The organism is Fusibacillus kribbianus (assembly GCF_030053595.1).
GTDB classification, from domain to species: domain Bacteria; phylum Bacillota; class Clostridia; order Lachnospirales; family Lachnospiraceae; genus Lientehia; species Lientehia kribbiana.
Genome location: NZ_JASGBQ010000001.1, coordinates 200,183 through 226,381, shown reverse-complemented (window position 1 = coordinate 226,381; position 26,199 = coordinate 200,183). Strand labels below are relative to the sequence as shown.

30 protein-coding genes and 1 pseudogene are annotated in these 26,199 nt (G+C 44.0%); 24 read left to right on the top strand and 7 right to left on the bottom strand.

What is annotated here, in order from left to right:
• On the top strand, positions 1–411 hold a 411-nt coding region (locus QJ036_RS01130), incomplete at its 5' end, for a transposase (protein ID WP_283229584.1).
• A 219-nt stretch (positions 412–630) separates the two neighbouring features.
• Here the strand turns inward: QJ036_RS01130 and QJ036_RS01125 are convergent.
• From QJ036_RS01125 to QJ036_RS01095, 7 genes and pseudogenes are all read right to left on the bottom strand, one after another.
• Positions 631–1,800, bottom strand: a pseudogene (locus QJ036_RS01125) (DNA polymerase family A protein); the annotation flags it as partial.
• A gap of 57 nt (positions 1,801–1,857) precedes the next feature.
• Positions 1,858–2,049 (bottom strand): hypothetical protein, encoded by a 192-nt coding sequence (locus QJ036_RS01120; RefSeq protein ID WP_283229583.1) that lies wholly within the window; start codon positions 2,047–2,049, stop codon positions 1,858–1,860.
• A 50-nt stretch (positions 2,050–2,099) separates the two neighbouring features.
• Positions 2,100–2,279: a hypothetical protein gene (locus tag QJ036_RS01115; RefSeq protein ID WP_283229582.1), complete on the bottom strand. Its 180-nt coding sequence runs from the start codon at positions 2,277–2,279 to the stop codon at positions 2,100–2,102.
• Between the two features lie 69 nt (positions 2,280–2,348).
• Complete coding sequence (locus QJ036_RS01110) at positions 2,349–2,912, bottom strand: DUF2815 family protein (protein ID WP_283229581.1); 564 nt, start codon at positions 2,910–2,912, stop codon at positions 2,349–2,351.
• A 16-nt stretch (positions 2,913–2,928) separates the two neighbouring features.
• A complete protein-coding gene (locus tag QJ036_RS01105) occupies positions 2,929–4,062 on the bottom strand; it encodes a DUF2800 domain-containing protein (RefSeq protein ID WP_283229580.1) in 1,134 nt (377 codons plus the stop codon).
• Positions 4,055–4,426, bottom strand: a complete 372-nt coding sequence (locus QJ036_RS01100; RefSeq protein ID WP_283229579.1) for a DNA ligase — start codon at positions 4,424–4,426, stop codon at positions 4,055–4,057. The genes QJ036_RS01105 and QJ036_RS01100 overlap by 8 nt, the downstream gene beginning before the upstream one ends.
• Positions 4,410–4,781: a hypothetical protein gene (locus tag QJ036_RS01095; protein WP_283229578.1), complete on the bottom strand. Its 372-nt coding sequence runs from the start codon at positions 4,779–4,781 to the stop codon at positions 4,410–4,412. Before QJ036_RS01095 ends, QJ036_RS01100 begins: the two co-directional genes overlap by 17 nt.
• Positions 4,782–4,842: 61 nt before the next feature.
• On the opposite strand from QJ036_RS01095, the gene QJ036_RS01090 reads away from it, so the two are divergent.
• The 23 genes from QJ036_RS01090 to QJ036_RS00980 all read left to right on the top strand — a co-directional run bounded on the left by QJ036_RS01090 (position 4,843) and on the right by QJ036_RS00980 (position 26,199).
• Positions 4,843–7,131, top strand: coding sequence for a phage/plasmid primase, P4 family (locus tag QJ036_RS01090; protein ID WP_283229577.1), 2,289 nt, complete (start codon positions 4,843–4,845; stop codon positions 7,129–7,131).
• Between the two features lie 204 nt (positions 7,132–7,335).
• On the top strand, positions 7,336–7,614 hold the full coding sequence (locus QJ036_RS01085; RefSeq protein WP_283229576.1) for a VRR-NUC domain-containing protein: 279 nt from the start codon (positions 7,336–7,338) through the stop codon (positions 7,612–7,614).
• Positions 7,595–8,983, top strand: a complete 1,389-nt coding sequence (locus QJ036_RS01080) for a DEAD/DEAH box helicase (protein ID WP_283229575.1) — start codon at positions 7,595–7,597, stop codon at positions 8,981–8,983. Before QJ036_RS01085 ends, QJ036_RS01080 begins: the two co-directional genes overlap by 20 nt.
• Positions 8,984–9,034: 51 nt before the next feature.
• Positions 9,035–9,454, top strand: coding sequence for a DUF1492 domain-containing protein (locus tag QJ036_RS01075; protein WP_283229574.1), 420 nt, complete (start codon positions 9,035–9,037; stop codon positions 9,452–9,454).
• A gap of 201 nt (positions 9,455–9,655) precedes the next feature.
• A complete protein-coding gene (locus QJ036_RS01070) occupies positions 9,656–10,015 on the top strand; it encodes an HNH endonuclease (RefSeq protein ID WP_283229573.1) in 360 nt (119 codons plus the stop codon).
• 235 nt (positions 10,016–10,250) lie between these two features.
• Entirely contained in the window at positions 10,251–10,838 is a 588-nt protein-coding gene (locus QJ036_RS01065; protein WP_178855273.1) for a type IV toxin-antitoxin system AbiEi family antitoxin domain-containing protein, read from the top strand.
• Positions 10,835–11,731, top strand: coding sequence for a nucleotidyl transferase AbiEii/AbiGii toxin family protein (locus QJ036_RS01060; protein WP_235249702.1), 897 nt, complete (start codon positions 10,835–10,837; stop codon positions 11,729–11,731). The genes QJ036_RS01065 and QJ036_RS01060 overlap by 4 nt, the downstream gene beginning before the upstream one ends.
• 81 nt (positions 11,732–11,812) lie before the next feature.
• On the top strand, positions 11,813–12,283 hold the full coding sequence (locus QJ036_RS01055) for a phage terminase small subunit P27 family (protein ID WP_331487453.1): 471 nt from the start codon (positions 11,813–11,815) through the stop codon (positions 12,281–12,283).
• Positions 12,283–13,911 (top strand): terminase large subunit, encoded by a 1,629-nt coding sequence (locus QJ036_RS01050; protein WP_283229572.1) that lies wholly within the window; start codon positions 12,283–12,285, stop codon positions 13,909–13,911. Before QJ036_RS01055 ends, QJ036_RS01050 begins: the two co-directional genes overlap by 1 nt.
• Before the next feature lie 24 nt (positions 13,912–13,935).
• Positions 13,936–15,261, top strand: coding sequence for a phage portal protein (locus QJ036_RS01045; RefSeq protein ID WP_283229571.1), 1,326 nt, complete (start codon positions 13,936–13,938; stop codon positions 15,259–15,261).
• Positions 15,261–16,007: a head maturation protease, ClpP-related gene (locus QJ036_RS01040; RefSeq protein ID WP_283229570.1), complete on the top strand. Its 747-nt coding sequence runs from the start codon at positions 15,261–15,263 to the stop codon at positions 16,005–16,007. The genes QJ036_RS01045 and QJ036_RS01040 overlap by 1 nt, the downstream gene beginning before the upstream one ends.
• Positions 16,008–16,047: 40 nt before the next feature.
• Positions 16,048–17,280, top strand: coding sequence for a phage major capsid protein (locus QJ036_RS01035; protein ID WP_283229569.1), 1,233 nt, complete (start codon positions 16,048–16,050; stop codon positions 17,278–17,280).
• A gap of 60 nt (positions 17,281–17,340) precedes the next feature.
• Entirely contained in the window at positions 17,341–17,616 is a 276-nt protein-coding gene (locus tag QJ036_RS01030) for a head-tail connector protein (protein WP_283229568.1), read from the top strand.
• Positions 17,617–17,630: 14 nt separating this feature from the next.
• Positions 17,631–17,972 (top strand): phage head closure protein, encoded by a 342-nt coding sequence (locus tag QJ036_RS01025; protein WP_283229567.1) that lies wholly within the window; start codon positions 17,631–17,633, stop codon positions 17,970–17,972.
• 2 nt (positions 17,973–17,974) lie between these two features.
• Positions 17,975–18,355, top strand: coding sequence for an HK97 gp10 family phage protein (locus tag QJ036_RS01020; RefSeq protein ID WP_283229566.1), 381 nt, complete (start codon positions 17,975–17,977; stop codon positions 18,353–18,355).
• Positions 18,352–18,687, top strand: a complete 336-nt coding sequence (locus QJ036_RS01015; RefSeq protein ID WP_331487452.1) for a hypothetical protein — start codon at positions 18,352–18,354, stop codon at positions 18,685–18,687. Before QJ036_RS01020 ends, QJ036_RS01015 begins: the two co-directional genes overlap by 4 nt.
• Positions 18,680–19,264, top strand: a complete 585-nt coding sequence (locus QJ036_RS01010) for a major tail protein (RefSeq protein WP_283229565.1) — start codon at positions 18,680–18,682, stop codon at positions 19,262–19,264. Before QJ036_RS01015 ends, QJ036_RS01010 begins: the two co-directional genes overlap by 8 nt.
• 67 nt (positions 19,265–19,331) lie before the next feature.
• Complete coding sequence (locus QJ036_RS01005) at positions 19,332–19,709, top strand: hypothetical protein (protein ID WP_283229564.1); 378 nt, start codon at positions 19,332–19,334, stop codon at positions 19,707–19,709.
• The gene (locus tag QJ036_RS01000; RefSeq protein ID WP_283229563.1) at positions 19,706–19,879 is read left to right on the top strand and encodes a hypothetical protein; all 174 of its coding nucleotides are present in this window, start codon (positions 19,706–19,708) and stop codon (positions 19,877–19,879) included. Before QJ036_RS01005 ends, QJ036_RS01000 begins: the two co-directional genes overlap by 4 nt.
• Before the next feature lie 14 nt (positions 19,880–19,893).
• Complete coding sequence (locus QJ036_RS00995) at positions 19,894–22,725, top strand: phage tail tape measure protein (protein WP_283229562.1); 2,832 nt, start codon at positions 19,894–19,896, stop codon at positions 22,723–22,725.
• 3 nt (positions 22,726–22,728) lie between these two features.
• Complete coding sequence (locus tag QJ036_RS00990) at positions 22,729–23,091, top strand: hypothetical protein (protein WP_283229561.1); 363 nt, start codon at positions 22,729–22,731, stop codon at positions 23,089–23,091.
• A gap of 68 nt (positions 23,092–23,159) precedes the next feature.
• Positions 23,160–24,200, top strand: coding sequence for a hypothetical protein (locus tag QJ036_RS00985; protein ID WP_283229560.1), 1,041 nt, complete (start codon positions 23,160–23,162; stop codon positions 24,198–24,200).
• A gap of 52 nt (positions 24,201–24,252) precedes the next feature.
• Entirely contained in the window at positions 24,253–26,199 is a 1,947-nt protein-coding gene (locus QJ036_RS00980) for a hypothetical protein (protein ID WP_283229559.1), read from the top strand.

Below are 26,199 nucleotides of genomic sequence, written 5' to 3'. Positions count from 1 at the left end.
AAGGATTTAAAAAAACTGATGGCAGATCTTAAACTGGTTTATGCTGCGCCTGATGAACCGGTTGCATTGGAATATCTGGATGAGTTTGCTGCAAAATGGGATTCTAAATATCCCAAGATTTCCAAGTCCTGGAAAGAAAATTGGGCAAATCTGTCGACATATTTCAAGTACCCGGAAGCGGTCCGCCGCATCATTTATACAACCAATACCATCGAAGGTTTCAACCGGCAGCTCCGAAAAGTAACCAAAGCCAAAACGGTGTTCCCTTCAGACGAGAGTCTTCTGAAAATGCTCTATCTGGCCATGATCGATATCACCAAGAAATGGACCGGGCATCGTCAGGACTGGGGGCAGATTCATTCTCAGTTAGAGATTTTCTTTGAAGAACGTCTGGAAGGACATAAATACTAAGACGCACCATATAAATGTTGCTGTTTACAGCTGCATTTATATGGGCGTAACGCAGGGGATCCGGGGGAGCGCAGCCCCCGTTTCAGGATCTCCCTCTTGACATGTAAAAATCCTGGTTTATCATACAGGTAAGGATTCAGTTGCCTGATCAGGCCCTGAATTCATGTTTCTATTATCAAATCTTATGTCAGTTTTTTGAGTTTACACAGACTTTGAAACGGTCTCGATTAGCTGGCTTAAGGTATCAGGGATATCATCATAAAGCATATCCAGGGTATCATAGTCACCGGTGCGAACCAGCTCACGAGCCTCAGCAAGGTCAGACATATGATTTTGAGGAAGATTCTGCAACTGGATCAAACGACCAGCCCATCTTCCTGAGCGGTTGGCTCCATAAAACTGGAACATACCGTGAGCACGACCATCTTTACAGACGGCATTCTGCATTGCCTGATATTTCTTTACAGAGGATTTTGCAAGCTGAAGTCTGAGTTTGAGGGCTTCTGCAATGTTACCATTGGTTTCTTTTATCAGTCCGGCAACATCCTTCTTACCAAGGGATTCTGTCTCCACGCCATTGTCAGAGAGCCATTGTTTCATCTGGACGACACTGTTGGGATTGTCAAGGTTCGTGATATTCTGCATTGCAATCATGAGCTCTGTTTTTGATTTTTCATCAAATGCGATTGCATTCTTCACCACATCCATATCCAGCATAATTCCCCGGTCATTAATTTCCTGATCGATGTGATACTCATTCCATATAGAATCCGGAACCGGGAATTTAGATAATCTCTGTTTGATGGAAAGTTCTACCTCAACATCTCTGCGATTGTAAGATTTGAAGCTTTCCCATTTATCCGGTGCATGTTCCGGCAGATTTCTGGTTCTGCCACCATTCGCCTTGGTAGGTTTGCAAGGGCAGCAGAAGTATTTGATTAAGTCCTTGCCTTCCTTCATTTTCTGATCCTGAAGCTTCAGGACTGTACCAACAGCTTCCAGCGAGAGTGGTAAGCCCATATAGGCAGACCAAATCATAGTGCATTTCCAGGAGGATGGATTCAAATAGTTGTGTACTGGATCATCCTCTGAATTGTAAGATTTGAAATATTTGGGATGATGCTTCCGGAGCCAGTTGGACAAACAGACTCTTTCGAAAGAGGCGTTAAAAGCCCATTTTGTTATTGTTTCATCAGATAGTGCGGCTAAGATTTCTGTCGGAATCTCATCACCGGCAGTAAGGTCATAGACTATTACAGGTCCATTATCAACAGAAACACCGAAGAGCAGTATCTCAAAATGATCAGACTCAGCGTACTTGTATGCTCCGCACTTGGAGATATCAACATCGCTATAGGTCTCTAAATCTATTGACAATTCTTTTATCATAAAATCATTCCTTTACAAAAATGGCAGCGGCACTTTGGAGGTACCGCCGCCTGGTGATTAGTTCTTGTCAGTTTCTTCAGTTTTGGGCTTGAACCATTTTGGATTAAGCCAGTGAAGAAATCGTTTAACGATACCGAGGAACCAACGCCATACCGCTATTACAATCATCATCCAGAAGCAAAAGCAGATGCCGAAAAGAGTTCCATCAATAAGTGCATTCATAAATTCATTCAATAATTCTTTTGTCATAGGTTGTCACCTGGCCCTTTCTTAAATAGTGAGATAGAAATGTTCAAAAGTTAGTCGTTCTGCTTGTCAGGCAAGCTTTTCATGCGTTTCGCATGATATTCCAGGTCGCGCTTTTCACGCTTCTTTTCATAGATTATTCCCTGGATAGTAGAGAGGAGTAAGGATATTCCTGTGCTTCCCCAAATAATAAGAAGTGCGATTGCCAGAATTAGTTCCATAGCTGTTTTCATAGTTTTTCACCATACCTTTCTTTGAATTGGGGGCAGGCTTGTCCTACCGCCTTAATTGTCATTTAGCTCTTAGGCGAGGAAATCTTCTTCATCCTCAGATGCGAAGTCATCTTCGGCACGAGACTTACCGCCGAGAGGTTCACCGTCGCGAATCTTCTGAAGATTGTTGAGTCCGCAGGCAATTCCTTTATTTCCATTGCTGTTGAAGGCATAGAAATTGATGCTGGCTCTGCCATATACGCCGGAATAGACTTCGGATCTTTCCAGAATCGGCTGACGGTCGGCATCTACAATGCCGGGTGCGGAAGCGCTGTTGGCGTTGATGAAGTATGCGTTTGCATAAGCCGGATCATCCGGTCTTTCCAGATCACCGTCGCGAAGGGGTGTCTTAAGAACAGAGAGGGCAGGAACGGTCTTGCCATTGCCTTTGAGTTTACTCTGACCTTCCTCATAGGCTGCTTCGATAGCCGCCTTAATCTTGTTTACAGTTACGGTGTCGGATTTGGGAATGATGAGGGAAACGCTGTACTTCGGTGCACCTCCGTTGATGCTCTTGGCATCCCATACATTCGCATAGCTCCAACGTGTGTTTACTCCTGTGATTACCTTTGTAGGGTTCTGAATTTTTGCCATAATATTGGTCCTCCTTTTACTCATTAAAGTCTTCTATTGCTGTATTCATTGCCGGTCTCTTATCTGATTCCGGTACCAATGCGGGTTTACCGGGTGGCTTGTAGATAAGCCCACCTAAAAGCTCTTCGAATTTCTTCTTTCCGAGCAGTGTACTCATGGCGGTTACGCCAAGAAGCTTCTTTTCATACGGATCAAAACCTGCGTCCTTTACCGCAAAGGCAACAGCGGCTTCATCTGTATATTTTCTGTTGGATCTTCCTTCTACGACCTTCCAGCCTTCGAAGTGAACTCCGGACTGTGCCTGCTGAAGGGCATATTCCTTGATGTCATTTCCCCAGGAAATCATTTCATCCACCTTTTCAAGGATGGCAGCGATTTCTGTATCATCCAGTGTGGCAGGCATTTCGAAATCATATTTTGCAAGCTCCAGATTGTATTCTGCACGCTTGCGGCAGGTTGCCTTTACCTTGCAAAACTGGCAGTGGTCACCGGCTTTGAATTCGCCTTCTCCTACATATGCAAGCTGGGCAGTCGGTGCCAGAACTTCGTTGGCCCATTTCAGAAGGTTGTCTCTGCTGATGGTGTAGGTGCTGATGTTTTCGCGTCTCGGTTGGAAGATGGTCATCTTAATCTGATTGATATCGTAGATGTCTCCGAATACTTCCAAAGCACCTAAGGCGTAGCACATCATCTGGCTGTTGCCACCATGCTCATCATCACCGGCGCTTACGAGAACTCCAAGACCATGCTTGTAATCGATAATCTGTAGTACTTCATCAGCAATGATTACACAGTCACCGGTTCCGAAGCCGTTTTCAACCCAGCGGGAGAAATCCAGTCTCTGTTCAATCATGACCTGCGGATCCTTACAGAATTCCTTTGCTGCTTCAATCTGTTCTAAGACATAGTTCCGATATTCCTCAGCACAGTTCTGCATTTCAGCATCGTAGTAGGTAAGATTATCAGTCGGATCGATTACCTCTCTGCCAAGAGCTTTTTCTATCAGATAGGCACAAAGCTCATGGCAATCGGTTCCCTGCTGTGCATATTCGGATACTTGATCCTGAATGTTGGCACAGAGCTTTGCACTTGGCGGACAGGCTAACCATCTATGGCTGGCAGAGGCGGAAAGGTATGCGTGTTTAGGCATTTCCAATCACCTCTGCTTCCTTAAGAAGAGCTGCATAATCCTTAGGATCAATCTGCTTTAACTGCTGGGCTCCGAATTTCTCCAGAAGCTCTTTGACTTCCTTCTTAAAGCCTGCAGCTGATTTTGAAGCAAGTACTCCGCGAACATCTTCCTTTGTATAGGTAGGAGCGGGTTCGGCTTTTGCTGCTTCAGGTTCTGCGGCATCCTGCTTGGTTGCCTTCTTAGCTGTCTTTATCTCAGTCTTTGCCGGAGCTTCTTCTGTAGAAGAGAAGATGTCTTTTAATGTATTTGCGGCTTTGATCATTCCTTCACCGCAGGCAATCATTTCATCCAGCACCTGAGATAATTCACTCATTTTGCTCATTTTTAGTTCCTCCGTTTTCTTTATTCTGTTGTCTTAGATTGGCTGCCAGTCGTTTGGCTACTACGCTGATTGCGATGAGAGTATCAATGAGCTCTTCCTCAATCTGTGGTGTGGCCTGCTGGCTATTATCAATCGTTTCTGTCTGCATCTGCAGCACCTCACTTTCCGAATGGCTTTGTTGCCTTTCTATCTTCCTAAGCGCATCTGGAAATGGTTTTTCCGGTCGGGGGAGAATTTTTTTGAAAAAAGTTTTGTAAATAGCCAGGGCATTTTTCGCTTTATAAAAGGAAGCGATTCTGCTCTGGCTGATTTTTTGCAAATTATTTTTAGCTTTGACCGGAAAAGTGTAGGTCAAACCCGCTTAGGAAGTTAGGAGAACTTGTAAGTTCTTACTTTATAGAAACGAGGTTTGAAATATGCAGGTAACTATTTGTACAGCAAACTGCGTCGGTCAAGCCGGGAACTGTAGCTATCCCAATAAGGTGACAGTAGTCACGCCGGAGCAGCTGCAGGAAGCGGTGAAGAAGGACCATGTTTGTGCAGAGTTCAAAGGGAATTATCGAAGCATTGAGAATTTCATCAGATCAGATGTGATTGTCATGGATATCGATAATGACCACACAGAAGCACCGGCTGAGTGGATCACGCCTGAAAAGCTGGAAGAGCTGTTTCCAAATGTGGAGTACTTGCTAGCACCGAGCCGCCACCACCTTTTGGATAAGGAAGGTAAGTCGGCGAGACCAAGGTATCACATGTATTTTCCTATATCAGAGGAAACGGATGCTGCTAGATACGCCAATTTGAAGAAAGCAATTCAGGGTGCCTATTCCTTCTTTGATGGAAATGCGTTAGATGCTGCAAGATTCATATTTGGTGCTGAATGTGATGAGGTGATTTTCCATGAAGGCTGGATGACAGTGGACGAAGAGGTAGAGATTTCTGATACCGAAGAGGATGAGTTTGATTCTGATATGTCAGGCGGCAAGAGTACCGGTCCTATTTTGGAAGGAAGCCGTAATAACACCATGAGCCGATTTGCAGGACGCATCTTAAAGAAGTATGGCGATACGGATAAAGCCCATGAAGCTTTTCTGGAGCATGCAAGAAAATGTGATCCGCCGCTTCCTGATTCTGAGCTTAAGACTATCTGGAACAGTGCGGTGAAGTTCTTCAGAAAGAGCATTGTGACACAGGACGGATATGTGCCGCCGGATGAATACAATGCAGATTTCGAATGTGCCTCCTTAAAGCCAGAGGATTATTCAGATATTGGCCAGGCAAAGGTTCTTGTGCGTGAGTATGGCGATGAACTGAAGTACACAAGTGCAACGGATTTCCTTAGATTTGATGGGGATTGCTGGAGAGAGGATAAACAGCTGGCGATTGGTGCAGTTGAGGAATTCTTAGATCTGCAGCTTCAGGATGCTCTGGATGAGGTTGCCAGAGTAGAGAAGGCACTAGAGGATGCTGGTGTTCCAAAGGCTTCTATACAAGCAGGTCCGAAGGAGCTTCTTAAGGAAGTGGACGGTCAGCTGGCACCGCTGGTTTATATGCTCATGGGTGCACAGACATATCTGAAGTTTGTGCAGAAGAGACGTGATTATAAGTACATCGTATCCGCTGCCAATACTGCAAAGCCGATGATTGCGATTTCAGTCAGTGATCTGGATAAGGATGAAAATCTCATCAATACACCTTATGCAACCTTTGATTTGAGGAAAGGGCTTGCGGGAGAACAGCCTCACAATCCTGAGGATTTAATTACGAAGATTACAGCCTGTTCACCGGGCGAAGAAGGAAAGCAGATATGGCTAGATGCATTGAATCTTTTCTTTTGTAAGGATCAGAAGCTCATCGATTATGTGCAGGAGACAGTTGGTATGGCTGCAATCGGTAAGGTGTATCAGGAGCATATGATTATTGCATACGGCGGTGGTGCCAATGGTAAGAGTACTTTCTGGAATACCATTTTCAGAGTCCTTGGTAATTATGCAGGTAAGCTTTCAGCGGAAGCACTCACGATGAACTGTAAGAGAAATGTGAAACCGGAGATGGCTGAGCTTAAAGGAAAAAGGCTCATTATTTCTTCTGAAATGGAAGAGGGTATGCGGCTCAATACGGCTGTGGTGAAGCAGCTTTGCTCTACGGATGAAATCCAGGCTGAAAAGAAGTACAAGGATCCCTTTTCCTTTGTTCCGTCACATACGCTGGTGCTTTATACAAATCATCTTCCGAAGGTGGGAGCTAATGATGATGGTATCTGGCGCAGGCTGATTGTTATTCCATTTAACGCAAAGATTACCGGTAAGAGCGACATCAAGAATTATGCAGATTACCTTTTCGAGCATGCTGGTCCTGCCATTATGAGCTGGATTATCGAAGGTGCGAAGAAGTCTATTGATAAGGATTTTCATACAGACCTTCCGGATGTAGTGGAAGCAGCGATTCAGTCATACCGTGAGGATAATGATTGGCTAGGCCAGTTCTTAGAGGAATGCTGTGAGATTGATCCGTCATATAAAGAAAAATCAGGCGAGCTGTACCAGGCTTATCGAGCCCATTGCATGCAAAACGGCGAATATATCCGCAGCACCACAGATTTCTATTCTGCAATGGACAAGGCTGGCTATAACCGAATTCGCAAGAATACCGGAGTGCAGGTCGTGGGACTTAAGCTTAAGGAAGGTCAGGATTTTCTGGGGTGATTGTGAAGGTCGCTGTGGCTGTATTCGCATTTGTAATCTGGAATATGGCTACACGACATACACTTTTAATCCTTTTTGTGTAGGTCGTTAACCTCTCTACATAAAAGTCTCTATAGAGAGAAATTTAATAAAAATCTGCTAAAGGGAGTTTTACGGAACGAGGTACTCGACCTGCACACCTTTTAAGAATGATGGAGGCGTGCGATGCGTGAGAAATATATGGAACAGAAATTAGTTCGAGAGGTAAAGAAGCGAGGTGGCTTGTGTGAGAAATGGAATTCCGGTTCTTCAGGATGGCCCGACCGAATTGTTTTATTAACTGATGGGAAAATCGGGTTCGTGGAGGTGAAGGCTCCCGGAGAGAAACCAAGAAAGCTTCAGGTTCACAGACATAATCAGCTTCGTGCTCTTGGATATAAAGTATTCGTCCTGGATGACCTGGGACAGATTGGAGGAATTATAGATGCAATACAAACCGCATGATTATCAGCAGTATGCAATCAATTATATATTGGAACATCCGATAGCAGCCGTAATACTTGGAATGGGACTTGGCAAGACCAGTATTACGTTGACAGCCATCGAGCAGCTTATGTATGACAGTTTTGAGGTAAGTAAGGTTCTGGTGGTGGCTCCACTTCGAGTAGCAAGAAATACCTGGAGTGATGAGATCCATAAATGGGAGCATCTGAAGCACTTAAGGTATTCGATCGTTTTAGGAACGGCGGCAGATAGGAAGAAGGCTCTGGCAGCAGATGCAGATATCTATGTGATTAACAGAGAAAATCTGCAATGGCTTGTAGAACAGAGTGGAGTTCCCTTTGATTTCGATATGGTGGTGCTGGATGAGCTTTCATCCTTTAAAAACTGGAATAGTAAACGATTTAAGGCTTTCATGAAGGTAAGACCAAAGGTGAAGAGAGTAATCGGTTTGACCGGTACACCTTCTTCCAATGGTTTGATGGATCTTTTTGCTGAATTCAAATGCCTTGATATGGGAGAGAGGCTTGGAAGATTTATCAGTCAGTATAGGGTGAATTATTTTGTGCCGGATCAGATGAATGGTCAGATTGTTTATTCCTACAGATTGAGAAAAGGTGCAGAGGAACAGATTTATGACAAGATATCGGATATTACGATTTCCATGAAGGCCTTGGATCATTTGAAGATGCCGGAGCTTATCAGTAATGAATATCCGGTTTATATGAGTGAGGCTGAGGAAGAACTGTATTCGAATATGGCAGAGGATTTGTTCTTGCCTTTGAAGGGCGGAGAAGTGACAGCGGCAAATGCGGCGGCACTATCCGGTAAGCTGATGCAGATGGCAAATGGTGCAGTGTATTCCGATGATGGAGATGAGATTCAGATACATGATCAGAAGCTGGATGCTTTGGAGGATTTGATTGAGGCTGCAAATGGGAAACCGGTAATGGTTGCGTATTGGTTCAAACATGATTTGGCCAGAATTATGAGAAGGTTATCTGAGAGGAAGATTCCTTTTGAAAAGCTTGATTCAGAGGAGAGTATCCGCAAATGGAATCGGGGAGAGCTTCCTGTAGCACTTATTCATCCTGCATCTGCAGGTCATGGGCTTAATCTTCAGGCAGGTGGAAATATGCTTATCTGGTTCGGGCTTACCTGGAGTCTTGAGCTATATCAGCAGACGGTAGCGAGATTATGGAGACAGGGACAGTCTGCAGAGACTGTTGTGGTACAGCATATCATTACTGCAGGTACTATTGATGAGCAGGTTATGAAGGTCTTGGAATCAAAGGATCGTACACAGTCAGCTTTGATCAATGCGGTAAAGGCTGAGATCAGGCGTTCGGCAGGTAGAAGAAAATCAGAGTAAATAAACGGTAATCAGAGTCAATCCGAGGGAGTATATTTTTCGGAGGTGCTTATGACAGCAAAAGAATATTTGAGTCAGGCGTACAAGATTGATAACGATATCAACAGTAAGCTGGAGCAGGTAGCTTCTCTTCGTGATTTGGCAACCAAAGCAACAAGTACCATATCAGATATGCCTGGAAGTCCAAACAGAAATATCCATAAGATGGAGGATGCCATTGTGAAGATCATTGCACTGGAGGATGAAATCAATTCCGATATTCATGAACTGATTTCTCTGAAGGCTGATATCACACATATGATAAAGCGGGTAGCAAACAGAGCAGAGAGAACAATTCTTGAGAAGAGATATTTGTGTTTTGATACCTGGGAGCAGATATCCGTGGATATGGGTTACAGTATCCAGCATACCTTTAGGCTTCATGACAAGGCTTTGAAAGAAATTGATGGATTTCTGAAAGTGGAGAGCTGATGTGATAGAATGAGAGTCCATAGATATGATATTGTTATAATGCGGAAAGCATCCAAGGAAGATAGCTTCCTTGGATGAACGTTGGCTTTCAAATGTCTGCTCGTGCAAGCACGGCAGCCGCTTGAAAGCTTATCGCGCAAATAGAGAAGAGCCTTGGGGAAGAAATTCTTCAGGGCTCTGGCTATGCATGGAGGTGTAACAGTGCCAAGCAAACCAAAGAAACCGTGTGCTTATCCAGGCTGCCCTGCATTAGTAACCGGACGGTACTGTGAGGAGCATGCAAGAAAAACAAACAGCGATTATGAAAAATTCAGCAGAGATAAGCAGACCAAACGCCGTTATGGACGTGCGTGGAAAAGAATCCGTGACAAGTACGCTGCAGAGCATCCATTCTGTGAGAAGTGTTATGAGCATGGATTTCTGGTTCCGGTAGAAGAGGTCCACCACAAGCTTCCTTTGAGTGAAGGTGGCACACATAATCGGAGTAATCTGATTGCGTTGTGCAAGTCGTGTCATTCACAGATTCATGCAAAGAGAGGAGACCGTTGGCATAACCACTGATGTGTATAGGGGTAGGGGCGATTCAAATCTCTACAGATCCATCTCCTATAGAACGGCGGGTGGGTGTTGCGTGTGCAGTCGCGAAATGGAATATGGGGGTAGCTCACTGAAAATCCATTGACAAAACGTGAAATGATTATTATAATTTAAATGAAATTCGGCAAAATGATAAAATGCCGAAAAATATTTAAATAATCATCACGAATTTGGATATACTGGAATTGAGGTGAGAAAGATGACAAAGACTGCACAGATTTCCAATGACCAAATGATTTTTTCAGTTCAAGAGCTGAAAGATAAAGGGTTTTCCTATTATAAAATCAATCAGATGGTTGACCAGGGGATCCTGATAAAACTGAATAAAAAGTATTATGAAAATGCAAATTTTGATGGTGAGGGATCGGATTTCTACTATGCCTATGCATTTGTACCAGACGGAGTAGTTTGTCTGCTGAGTGCAGCTGTGTATTATAATCTGTCTACTTATCGCCCGGATGCCATTGATGTAGCAATTCCGAGAAAAGCAAAGGTATCAACTCTACCGGATTGGCCGGAACTGAATGTATGCTATTTTACAGATGACCGATTTGATGTTGGTATCGAGACCGTAGAGGATGGAAATAACAGATTTCGTATATATGATATTGAGAAAACTGTTGTTGATATCGTTTTCTACAGGGAAAAAATCGGAATTGAAGAAACGAAAGAAGTTCTTACAACCTATCTGCATCGGAGTGACCGTAATCTGAATAGGCTAATCAGATATGCCGAGATGCTCAAATGTGGGGATGTAATGAAAATGTATCTGGAGGTGCTGGTATGACAAACGCTATATCCGTAAAGGACAGATTAAAGAAACAGGCGATAGAAGATGGAAAGACTATGCAGGATAAGCTGGTCACATATGGTTTGGAGAGAACAATATATAGATTATCTGTTTCAAATTATGTGGAGAGATTTACACTAAAGGGCGGTATTTTTTTGTATGCATTATTTAATGGAGAGTATGCTCGTGCAACAATGGATATTGATCTTTTGGCACAGCGTATTCCAAATGATGCTGAAGAAATGAAGAAAGTATTTAATGATATTTTTTCTATAGAGTGCGATGATGCGTTGAGATTTGATTTGAATACGCTTGAGGTTATCAATATAACTGAATTCAAGGAGTATCACGGAGTAAATGTATCTATTATGGGATATCTGGATAGAACCAAGGTCCCGGTATCAATAGATATTGGTTTTGGTGATGTGGTGTATCCAGAAAGAGTGAAAATGGAGTTCCCGGTTCTGCTGGATATGGAGGTTCCGCAAGTATATGCCTATTCTATTTACTCCGTCATAGCAGAAAAGTTTGAGGCTTTTGTTTCTCTGGGCCTTGCAAATGGTAGATATAAGGATTTCTATGATATCTATGTTTTGGCTGACAGATATAATCTTAATGGTGTGGAATTAAAGAATGCGATTGTAGAGACCTTTACCCATCGAGGGACCGGTTTTGATGATATTGCAGCTTTTGATGATGATTTTACCAAGGATGAGACAAGGCAGAGAAGATGGAGAGCCTTTATCAAAAAGAAGAAAGCACTGGTGAAAGTAGAATTTGAAGAAACTATGCAACTACTAAAAGAATTATTGCTGCCCATCGTGGATTCAATTCATAACGATAATTCCTTTGAGCATACATGGAGTAAAGAAACAAAAAGCTGGATGTAATTACATAAAATTAGTAATAGGGATCGTGCAGAAATGTATGGTCCTTTTATTATGCAAAAAAAAGAGGAAGGAGGGATTCCGATGGCTGGAAGAAAGCCAAAGCCTACGGCAGTAAAGAAATTGGAAGGCAATCCGGGTAAAAGAAAACTGAATAGCAAAGAACCGGTTCCGGCAAAGGGAATACCTGCTTGTCCTGACTGGTTAATGCCGGAAGCAAAGAAGGAATGGGAACGCTTGGCTGTGCTAATGAATCAGATGGGTATTCTTACAGAAGTGGATATTGCAGCGTTTGCTGCATATTGTCAGTCTTATGCAAGATGGAAGGAAGCACAGGAGCATATTACCTCAGGTGGATCTACTTTTGAGACTGACAAAGGATATCAGCAGCAGACACCCTGGGTTGGAATTGCAAATACCAATCAGAAGCTGATGTTGCAGGCGGCATCAGAGTTTGGTCTTACGCCATCTTCACGAAGCAGAATTATTGCAGGTAATAGTAAAGGGCAGGAGCCAGAAGATGAGATGGAGGCTTTACTTGGGGGTGATTCTTAATGGCAAAGGAAACAAGGCCTAAGGATTACCCAAAGCTGAAGAACTATCAGCCGACTAGATTTATGCTTCCTACATCCCATTATGATAAGGCGAAAGCAGACAGGGCAGTTACTTTCATTGAGAATCTGTGTCATACGAAGGGTAAATGGGCGGGAAAGAGATTCTGGTTGTTACCGTGGCAGGAGCAGTTAATAAGAGATATCTTTGGAATTGTAAAGCATGATGGGAACAGACAGTTCCGTACAGCTTTTGTTGAAATATGTAAGAAGGTAGGCAAGAGCGAACTGGCAGCAGCTATTGCTCTTTATTTATTGTACGCGGATAATGAGCCGAGTGCTGAGGTGTATGGTGCAGCTGCAGACAGGCAGCAGGCATCCATTGTATTTGATGTTGCTCGTCAGATGGTTGAGATGTCACCTGCTCTGATGAAGAGAAGTAAGCTGATGTCTGCGACAAAAAGAATTGTCAATTATGGCAATGCGGGGTTTTATCAGGTGCTTTCAGCTGAGGTTGGAAGTAAGCATGGATTTTCGATTTCGGGACTTGTGTTCGATGAAATTCATACACAGCCGAATCGCCAGTTATATGATGTATTAACCAAGTACAGTTCTGATGCCCGTCAGAATCCGCTTCATTTTATTATCACTACTGCAGGTAATGACAGACATTCGATTGCGTTTGAATTACATACGAAGGCTATTGATATTCTGGAAGGTAGGCGCGTGGATCCGACATTTTATCCGGTGGTCTATGGACTGAAGGATGATGAGGACTGGGAAGATGAAGCAAACTGGTATAAGGTAAATCCGTCACTTGGATATACGGTTGATATTGAAAGACTGAGGGATGCTTACCGTGAGGCAAAGCAGAACCCGGCAGATGAGATAACCTTCAAATGGCTGAGAATGAACATGTGGGTTAGCTCCACAACATCCTGGATACCTGATGCAATCTTTATGAAGGGCAATGAGCCTATTGATATGAGATTGTTGGAGGGAAGAGATTGTTATGCAGGACTTGACCTTTCAAGTACAGGAGATATTACTGCACTGGTTCTTATATTTCCACCGAGAAATACGGATGAGAAATATATTCTGGTGCCGTACTTCTGGGTGCCGGAGGAAACCATTCCGCAGAGGGTAAAGTCGAATTCGGTTCCTTATGATGTGTGGGAGAAGCAGGGTGATCTGTTGGCGACAGAAGGGAATGTGATTCACTATGATTTCATTGAGAAATTTATCTGTGATCTGGCTGAGAAGTATCATATCCTGGAAATTGCAGTGGACAGATGGAATGCGACTCATATGATTCAGAATCTGGAAGATGCCGGATTTACAATGGTGCCGTTTGGACAGGGCTTCGCAAGTATGAGCACGCCAACCAAGGAGTTCTACAGACTTCTGATGGAAGGTCAGATTGTTCATGCAGGACATCCGGTACTTCGATGGATGGCTGGAAATGTGGTGATTGAGACGGATGCTGCGGAAAATATTAAGGTTACCAAGGCAAAGTCAAAAGAGAAGATTGATGGAATTGTTGCTTCCATTATGGCTCTGGACAGATGCCTGAGAAACCAGGGCGAGCCACAGGGAAGTGTTTATGATGAGAGAGGATTATTGGTGTTTTAACATCAGATAAGGAGATAGTGAGATATGGGATTATTCAATAGCATAAGCAGCATATTTCGGGGCAGGGATGCTCCCACTGATAGAACTTCCGGTAGTGCATATTCATTCTTTATGGGTGGAAGCACTTCGGGAAAAAGAGTAAATGAAAGAACGGCTATGCAGATGACGGCGGTGTACTCATGCGTGAGGATATTGTCGGAGGCGGTTGCCGGACTTCCATTACAGTTTTACAGATATACAGCAGATGGTGGTAAAGAAAAGGCGGTGGATCATCCGCTTTATTTTTTGCTCCATGATGAACCAAATCCGGAAATGACTTCGTTTGTGTTTCGTGAGACTTTGATGACGCATTTACTCCTGTGGGGAAATGCATACAGTCAGATTATCCGAAATGCGAGGGGCGAGATTATTGCTTTGTATCCGCTGATGCCGGATAGGATGACGGTGAATCGTGATGGGGATGGACAGCTTTATTATGAGTACAACATGAGTACGGATGATGCACATACTTTGAAGGGGGCTACGGTGAGACTGCAGCCACACGATGTTCTTCATATTCCGGGATTGGGATTTGATGGCTTGGTTGGATATTCACCTATAGCAATGGCAAAGAATGCCATTGGCATGGCGATTGCCTGTGAAGAGTATGGAGCGAAGTTCTTTGCCAATGGTGCTGCACCGTCTGGTGTGCTGGAGCATCCGGGAACTATTAAGGATCCTTCCAGAGTGCGTGAGAGCTGGCAGTCAACCTTTGGAGGCTCTGTCAATGCCAATAAGGTTGCGGTGTTGGAAGAAGGTATGAAGTATACACCAATTTCCATTAGCCCGAATGAAGCACAGTTTTTGGAAACAAGAAAATTTCAGATTGATGAGATAGCTCGAATCTTTAGGGTACCGCCTCACATGGTCGGTGACTTGGAGAAGTCGAGCTTTTCTAATATTGAGCAGCAGTCACTTGAATTTGTGAAATATACTTTGGATCCATGGGTGGCAAGATGGGAGCAAGCTATGGTCAGAGCCCTTCTTACGCCGGAAGAGAAAAAGACTTACTTCTTTAAGTTCAACGTGGACGGACTTTTAAGGGGTGACTACCAGAGCCGAATGAATGGTTATGCGACCGCAAGACAGAACGGCTGGATGTCTGCAAATGATATCCGAGAGCTGGAAAATCTTGACCGCATTCCGGAAGAGGCCGGTGGTGATTTGTATCTCATCAATGGAAATATGACAAAGCTGGAGGATGCGGGGATATTTGCTGCAGGTGCATCTGAATCCACTGCCTCAGAGCCGGAGGATACCGGACAGAGCAGGGATAAGCCACCTGAGCAGAGAAAGAGAGGATACAGTTAATGAAGAGAAAATTTTGGAATTGGATAAAGAATCAGAATGAGAGCGGCTCTGAAATGAGAACGCTCTTTTTGAATGGGGAGATTTCAGATGAAACCTGGTATGGGGATGAAGTTACTCCAAAGACTTTCAAGGATGAGCTGAACATGGGTAAAGGTCCGATTTCAGTCTGGATCAATTCGCCCGGCGGTGATGTATTTGCTGCGGCTCAGATTTACAACATGCTGATGGATTATCCATACGATGTGACAGTCAAGATTGATGGTCTTGCGGCTTCAGCTGCTTCTGTTATCGCAATGGCCGGAACAACGGTTGAGATGAGTCCTGTGGCAATGATGATGATTCACAATCCTGCGACCATCGCAATCGGAGATTCTGAGGAAATGAAGAAAGCGGTGAAGATGCTGGATGAAGTGAAGGAATCCATTATGAATGCTTATGAGATCAAGACAGGTCTTGCAAGAGACAAGATTTCAAAGCTCATGGATGCAGAGAGCTGGTTCAATGCGAAGAAGGCAGTGGAGCTTGGCTTTGCAGATAAAATCCTGTTCGCTGACGGGCAGGGTGATGTAACTGATGATGCTGGCGAGGGGATGGCAGTTAGTGATGAGATGAGTGCTCCTGTGATGTTTTCCAGACAGGCGGTTATGAATTCCATGCTTTCCAAACTGATTCCACCTAAGAAGCCAGTGGAGAAACGTACTCCGGTAGATCAGCTGGAGAAGAGACTTAGCTTGTTATCGCATTGATAGCAGGCTTTTTTAGTACAGAAAATGGAGGATTTTCAAGATGAGCAAGATTTTAGAGCTTAGAGAAAAAAGAGCAAAGGCTTGGGATGCTGCAAAGCAGTTCCTTGATGCCAAGAGAGGTGCAGACGGTATGCTCTCCGAGGAAGACACTGCAACCTACGACAAGATGGAACAGGATGTTATGAATTTAGGTAAGGAAATCGAGAGACTTGAGAGACAGGCTGCGATTGATGCAGAGCTTTCTAAGGCTACAAGTACTCCACTTACCGGAAAGCCGGGTGCAAAGATGGGTAAAGATGAAACTGAAAAGACAGGACGTGCTTCTGATGAGTACAAGGGTTCGTTCTGGAATGCGATGAGAGTTAAGGCTCCTATGCCTTCTGTGCTTAATGCACTTCAGGAAGGTACCGATTCAGAGGGTGGTTATTTAGTGCCTGATGAATTCGAGAGAACACTTGTGGAAGCACTTGAGGAAGAGAACGTATTCCGTACTCTTGCACATGTAATTAAGACTTCCAGCGGTGATCGTAAGATTCCGGTTGTAGCTTCTAAGGGTACTGCAAGCTGGGTTGATGAGGAAGGTGCTTACACCGAATCTGATGATGCATTCAGCCAGGTATCTATCGGTGCTTACAAGCTTGGAACTATGATTAAGGTTTCCGAGGAACTTCTTGCTGATAGCGTGTTTGACCTTGAAGCATATATTTCCAAGGAGTTTGCAAGACGTATCGGTGCAAGAGAGGAAGAGTCCTTCTTCAATGGCGATGGTAAAGGCAAGCCTCTTGGTATTCTTGCTGCAAAGGACGGTGCTGAGGTTGGTGTAACTGCAGCTTCTGCAACAGCAATTACAGCTGATGAGGTGATTGATCTCTTCTACAGTCTTAAGGCTCCTTACCGTAAGAATGCGGTTTGGGTACTTAATGATGCAACTGTAAAGCAGATCCGTAAGCTTAAGGATTCTACCGGTCAGTACTTATGGCAGCCTTCTTTAGTTGCTGGTACACCTGACACTATCCTTGGCAGACCTGTGAAGACTTCTGCATTTATGCCAACTGCAGCTGCAGGAGCAAAGACTATCGCATTCGGTGATTTCAAGTATTACTGGATTGCTGATCGTCAGGGCAGAACCTTCAAGAAGCTTTCCGAGCTTTATGCAGCAAACGGTCAGGTCGGATTCATGGGAACTCAGAGAGTCGATGGTAAGCTTATTCTTCCTGAGGCTATCAAGGTTCTTCAGATGAAGGCCGGTACTTCTTCTGGATCTGCATCTTAAGAGTAACTGAGACTAAGGGCGGTGCTGTAATGGCATCGCCTGATTTTATGAGGTGATGTGATGGTAGTGACATTAGAAGAAATGAAGAATTATCTGAGGGTGGACTTCGATGACGATGATGTACTGCTTGAAGGCATCATTGCACAAAGTCAGCAGATATGTATGGATGTAGCGAGGTTTACAGACCTTGAAGAGTTTGAAAAACAGCCTGTGAGTAAGATTGCGGTTATGTATGCGGTGGCTTATCTGTATGAACACCGTGAGGATGCAGACCATAGAGCACTTACTGTTGGACTTAGGGCGTTGCTGTTTGGAATTAGAACTCCGGGATTTTGATGGGAGGGATTGCTTTGAATGTGTCTTTGATGAATGAAAAAGTAACCTTCCAGAAGAATACTGTGATTACAGATTCTATCGGAAATCATAAGAACGGTTGGGAAGATTTCTATACTTGTCACGCCACGATTGGTGGTGAGGGTATGGCAAGCTCAAAGGAAAAGGAAGAGGCTGGAACTATTGTTGAGGATGTGGGTATGACGGTAACAATCAGATACTGTCAGAAGGCATCTGAGATTAGTTCTACTACTCACAGGGTTATTTTTAAGGATGAGATTTATGATATCACGAATGTGGATCATATGAATTTCAGGAAAAAGTGTCTGAAATTCAGCTGTAGGAAAGTGAGGCGGTAAGCATGGCAACGGATAGATGCAAAGTGGATCAGATGGCTCATGTCATTATGGAAGGTTTGCAGGAATACGCTGACCTTGCAACAGAGGATATGAAGGCCGCTGTGAAGAAAGCAGGCAATAAAGCCAAAAGTGATGTACAGGCAGGAGCTCCTGTAAGAACAGGAAAATATAAAAAGAGTTGGGCGGTTAAGACTACAAAGGAAAATGCAAATGCGATGGAAGTCACAGTGCATTCCAAGAATAGATATCAGCTGGCTCACCTGCTTGAATTTGGACATGCCAAGCGTGGTGGTGGCAGAACGAGAGCCTTTCCGCATATCGCGACCGCAGAAGAGGCTGCAGCTGAGCTTTTGGTAAGAGAAGTGGAGGCGGCATTGAAATGACAATAGAAAACTTAGTGGAGATGTTGCAGGAGTTAAAGATTCCTTTTGCATATGACCACTTTGCAGAGGGAGAAAGTCCTGAACCGCCATTCATTTGTTATCTGATTCCTGGTAGTGATAACTTCGCCGCTGATGGAAGGGTGTATTTCAAATTGAATGAGGTCAGGATTGAGATGTACACCGATTTCAAGGATGTTGCCTTGGAGTCGAGACTGGAGGATGTCTTGGACAGACACGAGATTTTTTATAACAAGTCGGAAACATGGATCCAGAGCGAGAAGCTTTATGAGGTCATGTACAGTTTTGATATGGAGGGTTTGAATAATGGCTAAGAATAAGGTCAAATATAATCTTAAGAATGCACACTACGCAATGCTTAAGGTGGATGAAGAGGGTGTGGTTTCCTTCGATAAGCCTGTGGCATTGCCCGGTGCAGTTTCGATTTCTCTGGATGCCAATGGAGAACCGGAGAATTTCTATGCAGATGGTACTGCGTATTATGTCATCAATAACAACATGGGTTATGATGGCGATTTGGAGCTTGCAATGATTCCGGAGGATTTCAGAGTGTCTGCTTTGAATGAGACCTTGGATGACAACAAGGTTCTGATTGAGGATGCGAATTCTGAATTGAACAGATTTGCACTTCTTTTCGAGTTTGATGGAGATGTGAAGCACATCCGTCATGTGCTTTATAACTGTTCTGCTTCTAGACCCGGTATTGAGGGCAAGACAAATGAAGAAAGCAGAGAGGTACAGACAGAAACTCTTACCATCAAGGCGACACCGCTTGCAAGTGGTGTGGTTAAAGCCAAGACTGGTAATGAGACAGACAGTACCGTTTATGCCGATTGGTACAAGGCAGTGTATATGCCTACTATTACCGGTGTGAATACAGATGCAGAATAAGAAGTGGTGAGCTGGGGCAGAAATGTCCTGGCTCTTTTGCTTAATGTGGAAAGAGAGGACTTATTTTATGAGCATGATTAAGAATATCGAAATTGACGGAAAGCAGGTGCCTTTCAGAGCAAGTGCTGCGATTCCGAGAATATACAGGATGAAGTTCCAACGAGATATCTACAAGGATCTGGCTTCTTTGGAGAAGGCGATTGACAGCAACAGCGAAGAGGTGAGCAACCTGGATTTGTTCTCTCTGGAGATGTTTGAAAACATTGCCTATGTTATGGCGAAGCATGCGGATCCGAATATTCCTGATACACCGGAAGAGTGGCTGGATGCTTTTAATACGTTCAGTATTTATCAGGTGCTTCCAAAGATTATTGAGCTTTGGGGATTAAATGTCAGATCGGATGCTGAGGCTAAAAAAAACTTCGTGCAACAGACCGCCAGATGACAACACCGCTGTTTCTGCTCCGATGCGTTCAGCTGGGAATCTCGATTCGGGATTTGGATCTTTTGACCATCGGAATGGTGAATGACATGTATGTGGAGAGCGGAAATGACCAGGATGCGGACAGGAAGTACAGTGTGATTGCTACACAGGCTGATTTTGACCGGTTTTAGAAGGGAGGTTCGGTATGGCTGCATCGAGAATTAAAGGTATCACCATTGAAATCGGCGGCGATACCACGAAACTTCAAACAGCATTAAAGGGCGTTAATACCGAAATCAGGAATACGCAGGCACAGCTTAAGGATGTGGAAAAGCTTCTTAAGCTGGATCCTGGTAATACGGAACTTTTGGCTCAGAAGCATAAGCTGCTTGGGGATGCGGTTAAGGAAACGAAGGAGAAGCTGGAGACTTTAAAGACTGCAGCGGAGCAGGCAGAAAAGGCTCTGAATGATGGAACGATTTCCAAGGATCAGTATGATGCTCTGCAAAGAGAGATTATTGAAACTGAGAATGAGTTAAAGAGACTGGAGGAGCAGGCGAACCAGTCAGCTACGGCATTACAGAAGATTTCTGCCACTGGTGAGAAGTTAAAGGATGTGGGTAGTAACATTGAAGGGGCGGGAAAGAAACTTCTTCCGGTTACTGCGACAGTAACGGCTCTTGGTACGGCATCGGTTAAGACTGCGGCAGATTTTGAAGCTGCCATGAGTAAGGTGGCGGCGGTATCGGGAGCTACCGGTAGTGATTTGGAGGCTCTTACAAAGAAAGCCAGGGAGATGGGAAGCAAGACGAAGTTCTCTGCATCGGAAGCGGCTGAGGCTATGAACTACATGGCAATGGCTGGCTGGAAGACAGAGGACATGCTTTCCGGTATCGAAGGAGTTATGAACCTGGCGGCTGCTTCGGGAGAAGATTTGGCGACCACTTCTGATATCGTAACGGATGCACTTACCGCCTTTGGCTTGTCAGCTCAGGATTCGGGGCATTTTGCAGATGTATTGGCGGCGGCTTCAAGTAATGCCAATACAAATGTATCGATGATGGGTGAGACCTTTAAGTACTGTGCGCCGATTGCAGGCGCTTTGGGGTTTTCAGTTGAAGATACTGCTGAAGCGATTGGTCTGATGGCGAATGCGGGAATCAAGTCCACTCAGGCAGGTACTTCCCTTCGAACTATTATGACAAATCTTTCCGGAGAGGTTAAGATTTGTGGGGAAAATATTGGTGAGGTAACAGTTGCCACCACCAATGCAGATGGTTCCATGAGGGATTTGTCGGATATTCTGGCTGACTGTAGAACAGCATTTAGTGGTTTGTCAGAATCGGAGAAGGCTGCGGCTGCAGAAAGTCTGGTTGGAAAGAATGCTATGTCAGGTTTCCTTGCACTTATGAATGCAGGAGAAGGGGACATTGCGAAGCTCTCAGGAGCGATAGATAACTGTAACGGTGCTGCACAGAGTATGGCAGACACCATGAATAATAACCTGGAAGGTCAGCTCACTATACTGAAATCTCAGTTGCAGGAGCTGGCCATTTCTTTTGGCGAGATTCTGTTACCGGCGGTGAAAAAGATTGTTGGATGGGTGCAGGGTTTTATTGATGTACTAAACAGTATGCCGGACGGTGTGAAGGAAACCATTGTGACGGTTGCACTGATTGCGGCGGCGCTGGGCCCGGTACTGATTATCATTGGCAAAATCATTACGGCAGTGGGTACGATTATGACCATTGTGCCAAAGGTGGTGGGTGTGATTAAGGCAGTGAAGACTGCATTTCTGGCACTGAATGCCACCATGCTTGCCAATCCGATTGTTCTGATTATTGCTGCTATTGTGGCCTTGGTGGCGGCGTTTATCTATCTTTGGAATAACTGTGATGAGTTCCGGCAGTTCTGGATTGATTTGTGGGAAAGCATCAAGGAGATTGCGGTTGCAGTCTGGGAAGCCTTGAAGGAATTCTTTGCGGCGGCATGGGAGTTTATCAAGACTACAGCGGAAACGGTTTGGAATGGCTTGGCTTCTTTCTTTACCGGGCTTTGGGAAGGAATCAAGAATACCTTTACTACCGTTGTAAATGCAATCAGTAACTTCCTTAGTACGATGTGGAATACAATTAAGTCTGTGGCTGAGACAATCTGGAATGCGATTTCCACCTTCTTTACGACCATCTGGAATGGAATCAAGACCGTGGTGACTACGGTTGTTAAGGCAATCAGTACATTCCTTACTACTGCATGGAATACTATTAAGACAGCAATTATGGCTGTGCTGAATGCCATTAAGACGGTATTTTCTACAGTGTGGAATGCCATCAAAAATGTGGTTACCACAGTGGTTAATGGCATCAAGAATACCATCACGACAGTTTGGAACGGCATTAAGAACACGGTGACTACCGTTGTGAATGCCATTAAGACGGCGGTGTCCACTGCTTTCAGTGCGATGTGGAATGGGATTAAGAATACCATTTCGGGTATCTATAACACCATCAAGAATGGATTTACAAATGCGGTGAATTTCATTAAGAATCTGGCTTCTTCGGCGTTCAGCTGGGGTGCTGATATCATCAATGGCATTGTGAATGGTATCAAGTCCTGCATCGGAAAGGTGAAGGATGCGGTTTGCAGTGTGGCTGACGCAATCAAATCCTTCCTGCATTTCTCCGTACCGGATGAAGGACCTCTGACGGAATACGAGAGCTGGATGCCTGACTTTATGTCTGGACTGGCTAAGGGTATTGAGAAGAGCAAGGGCATGGTAAAGGATGCGGTCAGTGGACTTGCGGCAGATATGGTGGTGAATCCTCAGGTGAATGCAGGTCAGATGGCAATGGCAGGTGGTGGTTCTGTATCAAGTGCAGATATGGGAAGTTTTGTATCAGCAATTAAGGATGCAGTTTCATCTGTTAGTGGTGGCAATGGAGATATAGTCATTCCTGTGTACCTTGGCGGTACGATGCTGGATGAAGTGATTGTGAATGCCCAGCAGAGAGCAAATCTAAGAAGTGGAGGGAGATAAGCGATGGCATTTTTTCAATATTTGAATTTTGATGGCGTGGATCTTCCTCTGCCGGATAGTTATGAAGTGGATATGGCAGATAAGGAAGCAGACAGTGGTGGAGAAACAGAAGCAGGAACCGTGCAGAGGGATGTGGTGAGAACTGGTGTTGTGACTATTTCTGTTTCCTTCTCTGTTACCCAGAAGTGGATGAGATTACTTACCGGGTATAAACAGCAGGAGAAGATTCGGGTTGGGTTCTTTGATCCGGAAACTGCAAGTGTGAGGCAGACGGAAATGTATGTGGAAGGATTCAAGGCAAAGCTTAAGAAGGATACGAGCTATAAGGGACTGTGGATTGTGAGTTTCACGCTGAAAGAGATGTAAAATAAGTTTGAAATCACAACCATATATAGTAATATAGATATAAATTGTATTAAATCGGAGTTGGTATTATGGGATTCAAAGATGAGGTCAATGAACTTAAAAATATAGTTTTGGCTTTACAAAAGAATGAAGAGAAGGAAACAGTATCTGATAAAGATGCTGCGAAATGTTTGGTTCTTTTGAATTATGTACATTATGAAAAGGTTCCGGATGCATTTTTGGGATGCGCCGCGTTGAACTTGTTGAATACATATGTAAAACAAAATGAAGCAAAATTGGGTTACAGATTTAGAAGGCATCTATATAATCTGTTAAAAGGTATAGAGGATATAAATCAGCCCAAAACAATAGATGTATTTTATGATGAGGGTAAATCGAATGGAATATTGATGATTGTATTCTGGGGATTTCAGTTCAGTTTTCATGGAGAGAAGAATACTGTTGAGATAAAGAAACTTCAAAGAAAGAACAATGTTGAATGGGATGGTATTAGAAAGCAGCTTTGCTCAAAAACCATTTTTGATTTTGTTTTTAATTCTTCATGTATCTCAAATAAAACACAAAATGGAAGAGATTTAAGGCTTTTTCTTGACAATGAAATGCTTCAATACGACGCTGGTTCTTACAGATTTCATAAAGGAGAATTAATAAAAACAATAGATGTAGAATATGGAGAACAAAAAGACGACAAGTATCTTAAGAATTACGTCAGAGAAGAATTAGAAAAGTGTCAAGGAAGACCTGTCATCTTGACAGGAAAGTATAAGAAGAGTTGGGATAAGCATGTGACTTTCACGACAATTCGCCCCTATATTCAAGGCTGTCGTACATTAACTATTTGCGATCACATAAATATATATCGTCCGGATATAGAAAAGGTTGTTGATGTCAATAGTTTGGAGAGAAATAAAAAGTACTATATTATTGGATTTTGTGAACCATATAAATATAAAGACCGTATGGGTGTTAAACTTGCAATTGGGTATGATTTCTGTCCTATAATTAAGGCTTCAGACTTTGAAAAAGCACCTCCGGAAGTATTTAGTGTTTGTCATAGATTTAGCATTGAACAGTATCTAAGGTCTAATCAAAAACATTTAATTATGTGATAGTTAAGGCATTTGCAAGTATGCAGATGCCTATTTTATTGGAGGTGGTCTTTTGTATCCGGTTAGTGAAGCGTTCCTGCAAGCGGTGCAGGAGAACACAAGAAGATATTATTGGTCAGGAAGGATTACGACAACGAAGGGTACCATACATGAGTTTGGTGCTGATGATATCGTAAAGGGAAGTGGCTACATTTCAAGTCAGTGCTGCGGCTCTACGGAGATTGAGCTTGGTACGGTGTATGCAGTGGAGATGGGGATTACGTTATTATCTGACATTGATAGATATACTTTGGAAGATGCTCTGGTGGAATTGTTCTATCATCTGAAGTTACCGGATGGCTCTTATGAAGGGGTTCCAATGGGAATCTTTGAGGTGTCGGAGGCTAACCGAAATATCAAGACGTTGGAGCTGAAAGCCTATGATTTTATGCTTCGGTTTGATAAAAGCTTCAATGGCTTTGAAACCATCGGCACGGTGTATGATTTTGTGAGCCTGTGCTGCAAGGCCTGTAAGGTAGAGATGGCACAGAGCCAGGCAGACTATGAAGCGATGCCCAATGGAACAGAGCTGCTTTCCATTTATACGGAGAATGATATTGAGACCTACCGGGATGTGCTCTACTATGTGGGGCAGGTTCTTGGTGGGTTTTTCTGTATCAACAGAGAGGGTAAGCTGGAGCTGAGGAAGTATGGTAATGAGCCGGTGATGGAACTGGAAACAAAGCACCGCTTTACAAGCAGCTTTTCCGATTTTATCACAAGATACACAGCGGTTTCTTCTACCAACATGAAAACGGAAACGGCAGAGTATTATCATCTTGAACCGGATGATGGGCTGACAATGAATCTTGGAGTGAATCCGCTGTTGCAGTTTGGCTTGAAAGAGACCAGAGAGCAGCTGTGCATGAATATCTTAAATGACCTGGCTGTTGTGGATTATGTTCCCTTTGATTCAGACACTATTGGAAATCCCGCTTTAGACTTGGGAGATGTGATCCGGTTTAAGGGTGGACAGGCAGACGAAAACAGGATATCTGCTATCACTTCCATGCAGTGTAAGATTGGTGGGAAGCACACACTGAAGGGTGTGGGTAAGAATCCGAGACTGGCACATGCTAAGTCCAAGAATGATAAGAACATCAGCGGTCTGTTGAATCAGATCATAGATAATAAGGAAGCTGGCAAGATTGGTATTCATACCTTTACCAATGCCAGCTCTTTTACGGTAGGTGAGAGTGATGTGAAGATCATATCCATCGAGTTTGCACCGAATGAAGCGGTTATGGCGCAGTTCTTTGGGTCTGTGATTGTGGTAGTGAATGCAGACCAGGTGGAAAGGTCTGTGGTTGCAAGAGGGGATGTGGTGATTCCTTCGGTGGAAGTTACAGAGAAAGTTGAAGAGGCGCTGCCTGAGGAAGAAAATGGTACAGAAAGTGAGGTTACCGGCTCTGAAGATGGTGGTGTCGCTACGGGGGATGCGTCAGAGGGAGATATATCTGAGGAGCCTAAGGTGATTGGCAAGACAAAAGAGCAGACGCTGTCTGTGGAACTGCCTGTAGTCTGGAAGGAAGACGGTCAGGTGGTGGTTCATTTTACCTTTGAGTTTAATGATAACATCATCGAGATTCATCAGCCGGAAGAAACCTGGCATTCCGGAAAGCATTCCATCATGCTGTATTATCCGATTGAGAATCTGGTGGCGAATTACAGAAATATTTTCAATGTGTATGCAAGGGCAACGGGTGGAACGGTTACGGTGGATACCGGAGACTGTCTTGCCGCGATTATGGGTCAGTCTATGGGTGCCGGGGAAGCCTGGGATGGTGAGATTAAGATAGAGGAAACCATTAAGAAAGTAAAAGTCGGTGGTGTGCTTCAGATGACCGCTGTTGATGAGAATATCACCTGGAAGATTGATGAGCTTGTGAAGAGAACCTACAGGGATGTGGTTCATGGAAGAATTGGAATCGGCGCGTTTGCTATGCCGGTGGAAAGGTAG